Consider the following 16,321-nt stretch of genomic DNA (forward strand, 5'->3'; position numbering starts at 1 on the left):
GATCGACGGCCGCTCCGCTCGACGGCGCGTCAAGCACGAAGACCAGCTTGTCTCCGGCTCCTACCGTCGCCTTCCCGTCCCCGTTCACCGCCGTAACGCTGCTTACGACCGGCGCGACTGCGACGCCGAAGCTGCCTCCGATGCTCAGTGCTCCTGTAGCCGCAAGTGGCGCGATGCCTGTCGCATCTGCGATTCCGCTGCCGCTATGGATCGTCAGCGTATCAGCTGCCGTGATCGTCGCGCCCGCGCCCAGCGTAATCGTCAGCTTTGTCCGATCCGCGCTCCACGCCTGGCCCGTACTTGTGCCGAAGCTGTGTCCGCCGCTCAAGGCGAAGGCGCTCAGATCGACCGGTCCGCCGTTCGTCGGCGTATCGAATACGACAACGACCGTGTCTCCCGCACCGACGGTCGGCTGACCGTCTCCGTTCGTTGCGTATACGCTGACCACCTGCGGCGCGACCGCGACGCCGAAATGGCCTTGAATCGCGATATTGGCTTGAGCCGCCAGTTCCGCCTGATTCGTCGCGTCAGTGATGCCGGACGAAGCCCCGATGCTAAGCGTATCGCCTGCCTCAATCGTCGGGCTCGTGCCGAGCGTAATCGTCAGGTGTGCGTTATTTTCGCTCCAGGCAAAGGTTGCGCCCGTACCCAGCGTATGCCCGTTGCTCAGCGTCAGCTTGCTCAGATCGACTGTCCCGCCATAAGTCGGCGTATCGAATACGAGCAGGAGCTTGTCGCCTGCTCCGGCGCCCGGCTGGCCGTTGCTGTTGACCGCCGTGACGCTGCTTACGACCGGCGCGACTGCGACCCCGAAGCTGCCTCCGATGCTCAGCGCTCCTGTAGCCGCCAACGACGCGATGCCTGTCGCATCTGCGATTCCGCTGCCTGTGTCGATGCTGACCGTATCGGCCGTCGTAATCGTCGCTCCCGTTCCCAGCGTAACGGTCAGACGCAGGTTATCGCTGCTCCACACCGCTGCTGCTCCTGCTCCCAACACATGGCTGTTACTGAGGATAAATTTCGTCAGATCGACGGCCGCTCCGCTCGACGGCGCGTCAAGCACGAAGACCAGCTTGTCTCCGGCTCCTACCGTCGCCTTTCCGTCGCCGTTCACCGCCGTAACGCTGCTTACGACCGGCGCTACCGCGACGCCGAAGCTGCCTCCGATGCTCAGTGCCGCCGTAGCCGCCAGCGGCGCTTGACTTGTCGCATCCTGGATGCCGCTGCCGCTATGGATCGTCAGCGTATCGGCTGCCGTGATCGTCGCGCCTGCGCCCAGCGTAATCGTCAGCTGCGTCCGATCCGCGCTCCACGCCTGGCCCGGACTTGTGCCGAAGCTGTGTCCGCCGCTCAAGGCGAAGGCGCTCAGATCGACCGGTCCGCCGTTCGTCGGCGTATCGAATACGACAACGACGGTATCTCCCGCGCCCACAGTCGGCTGACCGTCTCCGTTCGTTGCGTACACGCTGACCACCTGCGGCGCGACCGCGACGCCGAAGCTGCCGTGAATCGCGATATTGCTGGCCGGAGCAATCTCGGTTGTCCCCGTTTCGTCCTTGATCCCGATGCCCGCCAAAATATCAATGGTATCCGTCAGAACAATCGTCGGGTCGGCGCCCAGCTTGATCGTCAAGGTACGATTATCACTGCTCCATTGCGTGCTAGGCGAGGTTCCCAGATGATGTCCGTTGCTGATAGCCAATTTCGACAGATCCACCGTACCGCCGTTTGTCGGCACATGGAAAATAATTTCGAGCGTATCATTCTGCTCTACTGCCGCCGTACCGCCGCCATTGGTCGCCAAAATATTGGATACGTACGGGATCATAAGCTCCCCGAAGGTTCCGGTAATCGGAGCTGTGGCAGTAATAGCTGCCAGCTCCGCGCTGATTTCCTTGATCCCAGCTGACGCCAGAATTGAAACGTCATCTCCGACTGCAACGGTTGCTCCCGTACCCAGTGTGATGATCAAGGCCGAGCCGGCCGCATTCCAGACTGCGGTAGCGCCCGTTCCCCAAGCATGACCGTTACTCAGCGAAAGATCGGCCAAATCAATGACCGGCTTATTTGTAACTGCCGTAAACGTAATTTCAACCTTGTCGCCGCTCTCTGCGCCTGGTCCTCCTGCATCATTGGTCGCCTGAATAGCGGCAACGGACGGAACTGCTCCAACGCCGAACGTGCCCGAGATTGCCAAAGCTGCCGTGCTGGCTACACTTTCTTCGCCGATATCCCGAATATTGCCTGCAGCAGCCAAGGTCAGAAGGGCGCCCTGCCGCACCGTCGCATCGGTGCCCAATGTAACCCGGAGCGTGTAGGCATCTGTCCAGATGGCGGAGGCTCCGTTGCCGGTTGTGCCGAAGCTGCCAACGTTCAGCACAAGATCAGCCAGCCCAAGCGACGGTTGATTCGTCGGCGTGTCGAAGACAATCGTCACCGTGTCGCCGCCGTTAGGTCCAGGCTGATTGCCGGCATTGGCTGCCGTCACGCTGCTGATGCCCGGAATTTGGCTGCCGAACGTTCCGTCGATTGTGCTGCTTGCGGTACTCACAACACTTTCCAGGCCGATATCCTTGATGCCGCCCGATACCGCAAACCCCAACGTCGCGCCTTTTTTCACCGTTGCATCCGAGCCAAGCGTCACCACCAATGTCTTTGCATCCGTCCACGCCAACGCCGCCCCGTTGGCGGCTGTGCCGAGACTGCCCGCGCTCAGCGTCAGATCCGACAAGGCCAAGCTTGGTTGATTCGTCGGCGTATCGAGCACAATCGTGATCGTATCTCCGGCTCCGGCTCCCACCTGACTGCCTGCGTCCGCGGCCGTGATGCTGCTGATCGACGGAACTTGACTTCCGAACGTGCCACTGATCGTGCCGCCGGCCGTACTTGCAGCACTCTCCAACCCGATATCCCGGATGTCAGCGGCCGCGTTCAGGGTCAACGTCGCGCCCTTCTTCACGGTTGCATCCGAGCCGAGCGTTACCACCAGCGTCTTCGCATCCGTCCACGACAGCGCCGTCCCATTCGCGGCTGTACCGAAGCTGCCCGCGCTCAGCACCAGATCAGCGAGGACTACGACAGGCTTGTTGGTAGGCGCATTAAATACAATCGTCACGGTGTCGCCTGCGCCGGCTCCCACCTGGCTGCCGGCATCCACTGCCGTAATGCTATCAATACCCGGAATCTGCGTACCGAAGGTGCCGTCGATTGCACCGCTCGCCGTGCTGGCCGCGCTTTCCGCCCCGATATCCTGAATATTCGCCGTTGCTGCCAACGTCAGCGTCGCATTTTTCTTCACCGTCGCATCCGAGCCGAGCGTGACGACAAGCGTCGTCGCGTTTGTCCACGCTGTCGATGCTCCGTTCGCTGCCGTGCCCAAGCTGCCTGCGTCCAGCACCAGATCCGAAAGCGCTACGGAAGGCTGGCTAGTCGCGGTATCGAAGACGATCGTAATCGTATCGCCCAAGCCCGCTCCGACCTGCGCCCCGGCATCCGCTGCTGTGATGCTCGTAATGCCTGGAACCTGGCTGCCGAACGTGCCGTTGATCGTACCGTTTGCCGTGCTCACGGCGCTTTCAAGCCCGATATCCTTTACATTGCCGGAAGCTGCCAAGGTCAGGGTAGCTCCCTGCCGCACCGTTGCATCCGAGCCTAAGGTAACGACCAGCGTCTTCGCATCCGTCCAGGCTACCGTCGCCCCGTTGCCTGCCGTGCCGAAGCTGCCCGCGCTCAACGTCAGATCGGTCAAAGTCAACGTCGGTTGATTGGTCGGGGTGTCGAACACAACCGTAACCGTGTCACCTAAGCCCGCTCCGACTTGCACGCCGGCATCTGCTGCGGTGATGCTGTCGATGGCTGGAACCTGGCTGCCGAACGTACCGGCAACCGTGCCGCTCGCCGTGCTGGCTACACTTTCCAGCCCGATATCCTGAATATTCGCGGCAGAGGCGAGCGTCAGCGTTGCGCCCTTCTTCACCGTCGCATCCGAGCCCAGCGTTACCACCAGCGTCTTCGCATCCGACCATGCGGCGGAGGCTCCATTGGCGGCTGTACCGAAGCTGCCTGCGCTCAGCGTCAGGTCCGCCAAGGCCACGATCGGCTGGCTAGTTGACACATCGAACACGATGGTAACCGTATCGTTTAAGCCCGCTCCGACCTGGCTGCCGGCATCCGCAGCAGTCACGCTGGAGATGCTTGGAACCTGGCTGCCGAACGTGCCGTCGATCGCCTTGCTTGCCGTACTTACTGCGCTTTCCTGACCAATGTCCGTGATGTTGGCGGAAGCCTGCAGGGTGACCGTTGCGCCTTTTTTCACCGTCGCGTCCGAGCCGAGCGTCACGACCAAAGTGCTGGAATCGGTCCAGCTTATCGAGGCCCCGTTGCCTGCCGTGCCAAAGCTGCCTGCGCTCAATAGCAAATCGGCCAAGCCCACCGCAGGCTGGCTGGTTGGCGTATCAAAAGCAAACGTCACCGTATCGCCTGCGCCGGCTCCCACCTGATTGCCTGCGTCCGTCGCCGTCAGAGTCGAAATCGCCGGAACCTGGCTGCCGAACGTGCCGTCAATCGTGCCGTTTGCGGTGCTCGCCGCGCTCTCCGCGCCGACATCCTTGATATTGGCGGCCGCCGCAACGGTCACCGTTGCGCCCTTCTTCACGGTCGCATCCGAGCCCAGTGTTACGGTTAAGGTTGTCGCATTTGTCCAGGACACCGACGCTCCGTTTGCCGCCGTGCCGAAGCTGCCTGCGCTGAGCACCAGATCCGACAAGGCCACGGTCGGCTGGCTCGTTGCCCCATCAAAAACGATGGCGACCGTATCGCCCAAGCCGGCTCCGATTTGGCTGCCTCCATCCGCTGCCGTAATCGTCGTGATCGCAGGAACCGAGCCGACGCCGAACGTACCGGCAATCGTACCGTTCGCGGTGCTGGCCGCACTCTCCAGACCTACATCGCGAATATCGGCCGCTGCCGCCAGCGTAATCGTCGCATCCTTCCGGACTGTCGCATCCGAGCCCAGCGTCACCACCAAGGTTGTTGCATTCGTCCAGGACACCGACGCTCCGTTTGCCGCCGTGCCAAAGCTGCCCGCATTCAGCACCAGGTCCGCCAGCGCCACAGACGGCTCGCTGGTCGCCGTATCAAAGACGATCGTGACGGTATCACCCGCACCAGCGCCGACCTGACTGCCCGCATCCGCTGCCGTTATGCTCGTAATGCCTGGCACCTGGCTGCCGAACGTACCGGCAATTGCCGCGCTTGCTGTGCTGGCCGCGCTTTCCAGGCCGATATCCTGGATGTTGGCCCCTGCCGCAAGCGTCAAGGTGGCGCCGCGTTTCACCGTTGCACCGGTTCCAAGCGTAACGACGAGCGTTGAGGCATCTGTCCAGGCTGCTGCGGCCCCTGTGCCGAAGCTGCCTGCGCTCAGCTGCAGATCGGCTACCGCAACTGCAGGCTCGCTGGTCGGGGTGTCGAAGACAATCGTCACTTTGTCACCCGCTCCAGCGCCTACCTGGCTGCCAGTATCCTCAGCGGTTATACTCGTGATTCCCGGCACCTGGCTTCCAAATGTACCCGCGATTGCCGCCGCCGACGTGCTGGCTGCACTTTCTTCTCCCACATCCCGAATGTTTGCGGCAGCTGCCAGCGTTAACGTCGCGCCCTTCTTCACCGTCGCATCCGAGCCCAGCGTCACGACTAAGGTTTTGGCATCGGACCATGCTGCTGTCGCCCCATTGCCTGCGGTTCCGAAGCTGCCCGCACTCAGCGTGAGATTCGCCAGTGAAACAACCGGCTGATTCGTATCCGTATCGAAAACGATGGTCACCGTATCGCCCGCTCCGGCTCCGATTTCCTCAGGTCCGTTCTCCGCAGCGGTAATGGCCGTGATCGCCGGCACCTGGCTGCCGAACGTGCCGGCAATCGTCCCGGCGGCTGTGCTGGCCGCGCTCTCCAGACCAATATCCCGAACGTTGGCCGACGCTGCCAGCGTCACCGTCGCATCCCGCTTCACCGTCGCGTCCGCACCCAGCGTCACGACCAGGGTAGTTGCGTTGGTCCAGGCAACCGTAGCTCCTGTCCCGAAGCTGCCTGCGCTCAGCGTCAGATCGGTCAAGGCAAGCGTCGGTTGGTTAGTGGCCGTATCGAACACAATCGTCACCGTATCGCCAGCTCCGGCTCCCACCTGGCCCCCGGCATCCGCCGCCGTCACGCTGACAATCGCCGGAAGCTGGCTGCCGAACGTACCGTTGATCGTCCCGCTGGCCGTGCTCGCTCCGCTCTCCAGACCAATATCCTGGATATTTGCGGCTGCCGCCAGCGTAATCGTCGCGCCCTTTTTCACCGTCGCATCCGAGGTCAGCGTCACGACCAGCGTCGTCGCATCCGTCCAGGCCGCGGTTGCTCCAGTACCGAAGCTGCCCGCGCTCAGTGTCAGATTCGATACGGCTACAGCAGGCTGGTTCGTCACCGTATCGAATACAATCGTCACCGTGTCGCCCGTTCCCGCTCCCACTTGACTGCCCGCATCCGCAGCAGTCAAGCTGGAGATCGCCGGAAGCTGGCTGCCGAACGTGCCGCTGATCGTACCGCTGGCTGTACTTACTGCGCTTTCCAGACCGATATCCTGAATATTCGCCGACGCTGCCAAAGTCACCGTCGCGCCCTTCTTCACCGTCGCATCCGAGGTCAGCGTGACTACCAGCGTCTTCGCATCCGTCCAGGAAGCGGTAGCCCCTGTGCCGAAGCTGCCCGCATTCAGCGTCAGATCAGCTATCGCTACGGAAGGCTCGTTCGTCTCGGTATCAAACACAATCGTCACCGTGTCGCCCGCCCCGGCTCCGATCTGACCTCCGGCATTCGCCGCCGTGACACTCTCAATGGCCGGCACCTGACTGCCGAACGTGCCGTCAATCGTGCCGTCAGCCGTACTGGCCGCGCTTTCCGCGCCAACGTCCTGCACATTCGCTGAAGCCGCAAGCGTTACCGTCGCGCCTTTTTTCACCGTCGCACCCGAACCCAGTGTCACGACCAGCGTCGTCGCATCCGTCCAGGCCGTTGTAGCCCCTGTTCCAAAGCTGCCCGCGCTCAGCGTCAGGTCCGCGATCGCTACGGCAGGCTGATTCGTCGCCGTATCGAACACGATCGTCGCCGTATCGCCCGCTCCGGCTCCGACCTGGCCTCCGGCATTCGCCGCCGTGACACTCGTTATGGCCGGCACCTGGCTGCCGAACGTACCGCTAATTGCTCCGCTGGCCGTGCTGGCCGCACTTTCCACGCCAATGTCCTGCACATTTGCCGACGCCGACACGGTCACCGTCGCGCCTCTTTTCACGGTAGCATCCGCGCCCAGCGTCACGACCAGCGTCGTCGCATCCGACCAGGACGTCGTAGCTCCTGTGCCGAAGCTGCCCGCGCTCAGCGTCAGATCCGCTGCCGCTACGGCAGGCTGATTCGTCGGCGTATCAAACACGATCGTCACCGTATCGCCCGCTCCCGCTCCGATCTGGCTGCCCGCATCGGCGGCCGTGATGCTTGTGATCGACGGAACCTGGCTGCCGAACGTACCGGCGATTGTACCGCTTGACTCGCTGACTACACTTTCCAGCCCGATATCCTTGATCCCCGCCGATACGGCCATCGTTACCGTCGCGCCTTTTTTCACCGTCGCGCCCGTACCCAGTGTCACGACCAGCGTCGTCGCATCCGTCCAGGACGTCGTGGCTCCTGTACCGAAGCTGCCCGCGCTCAGCACCAGACCTGCTACAGTCACGGCAGACTGATTCGTCGGCGTGTCGAACACAATCGTCACCGTATCGCCCGCTCCGGCTCCCACCTGACTGCCTGCATCCGCCGCTGTCACGGTTGCAACAGCCGGAACTTGGCTTCCGAACGTGCCCGCAATAGCGCCGCTGGCCGTGCTGGCCGCACTTTCAGCCCCAATATCCAGAATATTGGCTGAAGCTGCAATCGTCACCGTCGCGCCCTTCTTCACCGTCGCGCCCGAACCCAGTGTCACGACCAGCGTCGTCGCATTCGTCCACGCCGTCGTGGCTCCCGCACCGAAGCTGCCGACGTCCAGCGTCAGATCCGCCGCCGCTACGACAGGCTGATTCGTCGCCGTATCGAACACAATCGTGACCGTATCGCCGAGGCCCGCTCCCACTTGACTGCCTGCATCCGCTGCCGTCACGCTGGCAATCCCCGGCACCTGGCTGCCGAACGTACCGGCAATCGTGCCGCTAGCTGTGCTGGCCGCACTTTCCGCGCCGATATCGAGAACGTTCGCCGAGGCTTTCAGTGTCAGCGTTGCGCCCTTCTTCACTGTCGCATCCGAGCCCAGCGTGATGACCAGCGTCGTCGCATTGGTCCACGCTACGGAAGCTCCATTTGCAGCCGTGCCCAGGCTGCCTGCGCTAAGCGTAAAGTCATCCACGGTGAGGGACGGCTGCTGATTGGTCGCCGTGTCAAACACGATCGTCAACGTATCACCCGCTCCAGCTCCTACCTGGCTGCCCGCATCCGCTGCCGTCAAGCTGGCGATGCCCGGCACCTGGCTGCCGAACGTGCCGCCAATCGCGATGGCGCCTACGCTGGCGGCGCTGTTGCCTGCAGCATCCTTGATGCCTGCGCCCTGCGCAAGCGTTACCTCCGCGCCTTTTTTCACCGTTGCATCGGAGCCCACCGTGATTACCAGCTGCGTTGCACTCGTCCAGCTTGCGGACAAGCCATTAGCCGGTGTTCCCCAGCTTCCTTCGTTCAAGGTGAAGAAGGCGGCAATATCCCCTGCGGCAATCGCCTGCTGATTCGTCGCGATGTCGAAGGTAAGCGTAACCGTATCGCCCGCTCCGGCTCCCACCTGGTTGCCCGTGTCCGCTGCTGCGGCGCTCGCCACCGCAGGCATCTGCAGATGCCTGAAGGTCGACACGACATTCCCCCGCGTATTGTCTACCCGGTGATCGTCCGTATAGGTGACGATCATATTGTTGTTGTAAGCAACGCCAAGCTCCTGAGGAGAAGCTGCATCATTCGTAGCGGTCGTTACGGGCTTGAACTGCCCCTTGAACACGCCTGTGCCATTCCCCGTTTCCGTCAAGGTCAGGAAGAAGCCTGTCGGATCATCGGCCGAAGTCACCGTGACAACCGTCGACTCCGCCGAATTGGAATCAGCATCCAGGTCGGTGTCATTCAACGTAACCTCAATAACTTCCCCCGATGGGCTGGACAGCCGGTTGTAGGCAAGCGTACCGGTTACCCGGTCCTTCCGGTTCAGCGATGCGGTCACCGGCTGATTGACGGCGTTAGTAGCCGTAATGGCATCGGTATAGGTCACCATGATGGCCTCAAGATTGGCTGCGCTGATCTGGCTGCCTGCCACGCTCGCTCCAGCCGTGATCTTGAAGGTGCCTTTAAACACACCGGTATCCGCCGTCTCCGCCAAAGCAACGGTAATCCCTGCCGGATCCGTACCCGAGGTTACCGCAACATTCAGCGCCTCGCCTGAAGCTGAGTTGATATAATCGGCATCATTCACGGTAATCGTTACATTTTCACCCACAACGGCAACCGTCTTGTCCACCGTTACCGTACCGCTTACATGATCCTTGCGCGTGATCGTTTTGCTGAGCGAGGCCGTCGAGCCGGTCTCATCGCGAAGATCGGTATACGTGACCGTGACCGAATTGCCGTTCAGCGCTTTGATCTGTTTTAATGCCCCATTGCTTGCATTTTGCATCGTGAACGTACCGGTAAACTCGCCGGTATCAGGGCCTGTTTCCGTCAGCGTCAGGCTGATGCCGACCGCATCGTCTGCTGACGTCACTTTCACCGTAACCGTTTCAGCAACCAGGGGATCAATATTCAAGTCATTGTCGACCAATGTCACTGTAACCGGCTTATCGAAGGCTTCCTTGGAAGGAAGCGCCGATAGCGTGGCCGAGGACAAGTCCTTGCGCACCAGCTTTTTGGTCGTGAGTCCTTGCGTATTGTCGGCTTTATTGTCATCTATGTATTCCAGAAAGAAAGCGCCGTTATTAGCCGGCACGACGTCTGTCCCAACGGTAAACTCGCCGCTAAACAGATTCGAGTTCGCCGAGCTTTCCGTCAAGGTGAGCGTGTACCCCGCAGTTTCAGCGGTCGTTGTCACATTAATCGTTTTGGTTTGAACCGTCGTCGGGCTTGTATTCAGATCCTCATCTCGCAATTCAACCCGAATCACTTGCCCGTTATGCACCAGGCTGGAGATCGGAGCCGATGTCGACGCGTCGAAGGTTTGAATCGTGCCTGTAACATGGTCGCGGCGCTCGACGTTCAGAACAATCGGGTTTAATTGGTTGGACGTATTCCAGTTAGGGTCCAAGATGCTGACCGTCCCGCCGCTGGCCACCTTGATCTCATCCGCCGCCGGGGACACTGTCGATGGATCGACAACCTTCAGCAAGCCTTTAAATATACCTGTATTCACACCTGTTTCCGTCAGCGTCAGCATAAGCGGATTGCGGCCGTCGCCCGTATCCGCCGACGATGACACCGCCACCTGCGTCGTCTCTGCCGCTCCTGAATTTGTGTTGAAATAATGGTCGGCATCCGTAACGGTAATTTCAACGGATTCGCCTGCGGCCACATAGTACTTGTTCGCCGTTAACGTACCCGTTGTCGCGGAAGCCGGAGCGGCTTGCGCGATCTGCGCAGGGAGAAGCGGAGCGACGGCGCCAGCCAGCATCACCGTACCGGTTAAAGCGCTGATCACTTTTTTCTTAGGGTCCTGCTGCTCGACGCGCTTGCTTTTAATCCTTTTAACCGTTGAAGGCTCCTGAAGGTCTTGCTCGCCAAACCTCTTATTGTCGTGAGACATGAATTCATTCCTCCTGGGAATACGTATAATAGATGCGATAAGCAGGGTACCGATTAGCCAAGCTGATTCCAGATCATACGCAAAGCCTCTTGCTCAATAGACGCCAGCAATTCTTCAAACATGCGCGCCGTTTCCCGTTCGTATTCCAGAAATGGATCGGCATTCGCATACACGCGTAAACTCACTCCTTCCTTCACTTCCTCCAAGGCTTCCATATATACCACCCAATGCTTGTCGATGGCGTACATCAGCGATTTATTCATCCTTGCATCCGCAGCTTCGGGATCATCGCGCCTTTTTTCCTCGAAAAAAGCCAGAAGCTGTTCAATGACCATGTCCAGCAAGTGAGCGGACGTCATCTCCTTCAAACCGACCAGCTGCAACGGCCGCTTATACGGAAAAATTCGCCCTAACGAGGAGATCAGGTCTATGAGACTCCATTCCTCGCTAAACTCACCCGGACAACAGCGCTCTATCTCGCCAAGCACCGTCTTCCGGATCATGGCTTCGATGTCGCTCGGGCCTACTTTCCCCTCCAACGCCTCATTGCGCCTGGCATAGATCACATTCTGCTGAAGCTGCAAAATATGGTCATATCGGAGAAGCTTCTCCCTGTGGTGAAACATTTCTCCTTCTACCGCGCTTTGGGCTGTCCGAATGCCGCGGATATACCGGGGCTGCTCGAGAACGGCATCGTCGGGCAGCTCACGCTCGATCAGCTCATCCAGCAGACGGTCCGGATAATGATTCAGCAGCAGCTCATCCTCCAGCGACACGATGAAACGCGAGCTGCCTACATCCCCTTGTCTGCCGCTCCGGCCTCTCAATTGATCATCAATGCGCCGGGATTCATGCCGGGCCGTTCCAATGACATGAAGTCCGCCCAGCTCGGCAACCCCCGGACCCAGAAGAATATCGACGCCCCGTCCCGCCATATTGGTCGAGATCGTTACAGCCCCCCGCTGTCCGGCTCTTCGGATGACCTCGGCTTCCTCCCGGTAGTTTTTGGCGTTCAGCACCTGATGAGGGATGTCCTCGGCCGTCAGCAGCTTGCTCAGCAGCTCCGACTTCTTGATGCTGCCGGAGCCTACGAGAACAGGCTGTCCCCGGACATGCCGATCCTTGACTTCCCCGACAACCCGCTTGTATTTCTCTTCCTCCGTGATACATAACAGATCCGAATCATCCACCCGCCGGACCGGCCTGTGCGTAGGAATAGCGATAACCTCGGTGCCATAAATTTTCAAAAGCTCTTCACGCACCACGAGCCCGGTACCGGTCATGCCGGCAATCTTCGGATACATTCGAAAGTAGTTCTGAAGCGTGATCGTAGCCTGGGTGGCCGGCTGCCCCTGCACCTCGATACCCTCCTTGGCCTCAATCGCCTGATGCAAGCCTTCCACAAAACGCCGTCCGAACATCAGCCTGCCCGTATGCGGATCAACGATGACGACCTCCAACGCTCCCTGTTCATTCGGCACCACGACATAATCAATGTCCCGGTGCATCAAATGATGTGCGCGCAGCGACTGAAGCAGCTTATGGTACAAGGAAGCATGCTCAAGCAGCATCAGATTGCTGACGCTCAGCATTCGCTCGCTGCTGTCTATCCCTTGCTCGGTCAGCATAATCTGCTTCGTCGCTTCCGCAATCCGGTAATCCTCCTCCGTCAAGCTTCTGACAATCCGGTCTATTAAAAACAGATAATCCGTTCCCTTCCCGGGCTGGGCTGATATAAGCAGCGGTGTACGCGCTTCATCAATCAGAATGCTGTCAACCTCGTCGATAATGACATAATTCAGCCGCCGGTGTACGCGGTTCTCTGCCTCGAATACGATGTTGTCCCGCAAATAGTCGAAGCCTAGTTCATAATGCGTCGAATAAGTAACATCGCAGAGATACTGAGCTTGTCTTTGCTGCACGGACATGCCGCTTGCGATACAACCGACAGACAGTCCCAGAAGCCCAAGCACCTTCCCCATTTCCGCACTGTCCCGTTCGGCCAAATAGGCATTCACCGTCACGACATGCACGCCCTCACCGGTCAATGCATTCAGATAAGCGGCAAATACGGCGACTGAAGTTTTCCCCTCACCCGTCTTCATCTCCGCCATGTTTCCTTCATGCAGGGCAATAGCGCCCATCAGCTGCACATCGTGAATCTCATAGCCGAACATGCGGTAGAAGGCCGCCTTGACCAAAGCAAACGCTTCCGGCAGCTGCTGATCGAGCGGGTACCCCTGGGCCACCCTCTCCCTGAACAGCAGGGTCTTCTCTGAAAAGTCACAATCCGAGCCATACTTCCGGTAGCCTTGATATAAGTGATTGATCCTGCTGATCAAGGGCTTGTACTTGGCCACTCTGCGTTCATCGGCTGTTCCAAGCACCCTTTGTAAGACTCCCATCATGCCCGTTTTTCACCCCTCGTCCCTGCTCTGCTAGTTGTAATCCTGAAAGTAGACGGTCTTTCGGTTCGCAATAACGCACAACTATTTATGGAAATCGTCTTAAACGACTAATTTATGTAATAAAATATAGAAAATGAACTTCAGCTTATGGATGAAATTTAAGGAGGGACTTGCTGTAAACCTATGACATGCTTCATAAAGCCGGGAGGTATATAAGACCAAACAAATGCACTCAATTCACGACGATACTCCTGATTTATTGAGCATATCGTACTATAGTTTATCGAATTATTCTAGTGGCATTTCGACAGATAGGCCACATTACATAAATTCTGTGTCATAAATCACAAAAAAGCATTTCTTATTAAGATTTCAGGGTCTTTACGACTGCTTTTTCAGCCGTACAAGCGTCTTGCATGCACGACCAATTGCTTAATTTGCGGGTTCGTCACGAACATTTGCGCTGTTGCCGCACTCCTTACTATATGATGATCGTTTCAATAAAAAAATCCCCCAAATGGGGGATTTCCACAGCTCGTAGCTCGAGTACACCTAATCAAAACTCCGCGCCAAAATGAAGCGAGTCCTCGCCGTTGACTCAAAATCGAATCATTCGCTTACGTTGATTCTCCGCAAAACCCGGCTCATTTCGTCAAAAAAGACAATATTTTCCTCGGCATCCACAGTAAACAGCGTATCCTTCGTCAGCTTCACCGGCCCCGGCTCAGGCTGTATTTTCTGCACAGCCTCGTTGATTTGCTCAGGAACGCCTTGATTGATGCGGATTTCCTGATTGTGCTGCTGAACAAAAATTTGTTCGTATCGGCCTGTTTTCGGATCATACAAGCCCCGGTTATAATATAACTCCTCAAACGCCACATGGGTCTTAATTTGTCCATCCGTCTCGATTTGGTAAATTTTAGAGGCATCAGTGACATAAAACTTTCCCCGAACTGCGGTCACATTCACTGCATTGTCAATGCGTGCCCTGACTACCTTCGTGTAGCCTTGATCTGTCACAGTAGAAATATCGCCAGTCTCTTGGTCGTACACATAAATAACGCCATCCTTGACTGTGGAAACAAGCCGGGTGTCCTCCTTATAGGAAACGGCGACATACCTGCTCCCTCCTCCTCTCAAGGAAGAAAAAATATGAAATGGATCTCCATTATAAAAGATTTCACCATCCGCAGTTTCAAAAAAGCTTGAGCGCTGCACCTTGGATACCCTTCTGTTTCGGTCTATAAAAGGGGTTGTTGCCGTAATAAAGGTCTTGTCGTGCGTTACCATTTTGACCTCCGGGAAAAGTTCATAAATAACGCCAGACCCTTTCACGTACAGCTTATCTGTGGCGTAATTATACTTGAGCTCTTCAGGGGCAAACTCATAGTAGCCGAAGGTTGTCTTCCTAGTCTTGGAATGATCTGGAGCTCTGTAATCATACTCGGGAATGAACCTGTATTCAAAGTTATACTTTTGATCCACTTTAGAAACAAGGGCTAGCGACTTTCCTTTGCTGGCCTCATATTTTTTTATCACATAACCGAGGTTATTGTTTTTTTCCAGCATATAAATATAATTGTCCTTGTCCACCGCTATGCTGGCCACAAACGAAGGATACAGCCTCGGCGTATTGATCTCCGGGTCCGTCGTCAGGTTATCAACCGTCAGCTTCGACAGCCGTTTGAGCGGCAGAACCGCTTCTGTTGGCTGTGCAGCCGCAGCCTTCAAGGATTTCAGGGTGAGCGCGCCTGTCATGGAATCAAAAGAAACCGTATAGTTGAAGGACTCTGCGACAAATCGAAGAGGCACCATCGCCGAGCCGTTAACCAGGACTGCCGGCTGATCCAGTGCAACTACTGTTCCATCCAGTGCGGCTTCCTTGGAGTCTATTGTCAATTGAATCGTTTTTGATGGATAGCTCAGCTTAATCGTGCGGGTAGCTTCTTCCCAGGTAATCGTAGCGCCCAAAGCTTCGCCGATGAAGCGCAGCGGCACCATCGTCGTATCATTCAACAAATATGGGGCCGAAGGCAAGTCAACAACAGCCCCGTTGCTCCTGGCTTTTGTGTCATTTAACGTTAATACGAGCTCCTCCGAGCCGGACTCCGCTGCAGCAGCAAGCAGACCAGGGGCCGGAACGAGGAGCATGGCTAACATAAGAAGCGACGCTTTTTTGAACATTAGTGTTGTTCCTTTCTGAAACTATTTCCAGACGTTGTGCGCCTGGATCTGCGAGAGGTTATTCATTCTTCTTGCCTATTAAAGTGCAGGTGTACTACCTGGTTCCGCGCATCAGTTCAGTTCAAATCTTACTATTTCATTTATCCTTTCACTTGAAAGAGTAGAAATGTCTTGAAATATCAGTTTAAGCAATATCCTTGTTAATTTTGCAAAAATCGCGGGACTTGAGCCAATATCACCACATGCCCCCAAATTAAAAATAACTGTTCCACCACAAGCCGACTCCAGTCCAGGGATGAAGCTTTGAGCTGTTGTCAGAATGGAATTCGCATATTCCTTCGTTATTCCTACTCTAACGGTGTCCAGCTTACTTGCTAGTGATCCTAAAAATAATTCCTTCCCTTCAGCAGAAACCACAACAACTAAAGCTAAATCTGATTTAGCCGAAGGTATTAACTCGATACCTAATAAGCCGTAGTTACTACTGTTTCTCGGAAGCAAGATTTCTAGCACTAATTTTTGAGCGAGCTTCAGGCTGCGGGTGTCTTTGGCCGGGCGCTGCTTCTGCTTGACCGTTACTACTTGTCCATTCCCGCCCTGCAGCGGCTGACCGAAGGCAATCGTTCGCGTGCGTCTTGCGTACACATCGTGACCAGAGCCAAGATGAATGCCGTCGCCTACGAGCCGCCTGCCGCGAAGAAGCCCGGGAGGGGGCGTCCGCCGAAGAAAGGCAACGTGGTGAAACTCGCCGCGTTGTTTCAGGCACGCGCAGCCGATTTTCAAACGGTCACGGTGAAGCTCTACGACAAAGAAGAAACGGTATCCTTTCTGTTTGTGGATTTGTTATGGGGGCAGGGATTGTACCAGAAACTGCGTTTTGTAC

At 57.3% G+C, this 16,321-nt stretch carries 4 protein-coding genes and 1 pseudogene; 1 reads left to right on the forward strand and 4 read right to left on the reverse strand.

Going from position 1 to position 16,321, the window contains the following annotated elements:
• The 4 genes from AC6ROY_RS24655 to AC6ROY_RS24670 all read right to left on the reverse strand — a co-directional run.
• The coding region (locus AC6ROY_RS24655; protein WP_500103216.1) for a beta strand repeat-containing protein at positions 1–10,846 on the reverse strand (10,846 nt) is incomplete at its 3' end.
• Between the two features lie 53 nt (positions 10,847–10,899).
• Positions 10,900–13,254, reverse strand: coding sequence for a preprotein translocase subunit SecA (locus tag AC6ROY_RS24660; protein ID WP_500103217.1), 2,355 nt, complete (start codon positions 13,252–13,254; stop codon positions 10,900–10,902).
• 609 nt (positions 13,255–13,863) lie between these two features.
• A complete protein-coding gene (locus AC6ROY_RS24665) occupies positions 13,864–15,438 on the reverse strand; it encodes a copper amine oxidase N-terminal domain-containing protein (protein WP_500103218.1) in 1,575 nt (524 codons plus the stop codon).
• Between the two features lie 111 nt (positions 15,439–15,549).
• The gene (locus AC6ROY_RS24670) at positions 15,550–16,083 is read right to left on the reverse strand and encodes a hypothetical protein (protein WP_500103219.1); all 534 of its coding nucleotides are present in this window, start codon (positions 16,081–16,083) and stop codon (positions 15,550–15,552) included.
• Positions 16,084–16,086: 3 nt separating this feature from the next.
• Here AC6ROY_RS24670 and AC6ROY_RS24675 point away from each other — a divergent pair.
• Positions 16,087–16,321: pseudogene (locus AC6ROY_RS24675) on the forward strand (hypothetical protein); the annotation flags it as partial.

Source organism: Paenibacillus sp. sg306046, from assembly GCF_059821225.1.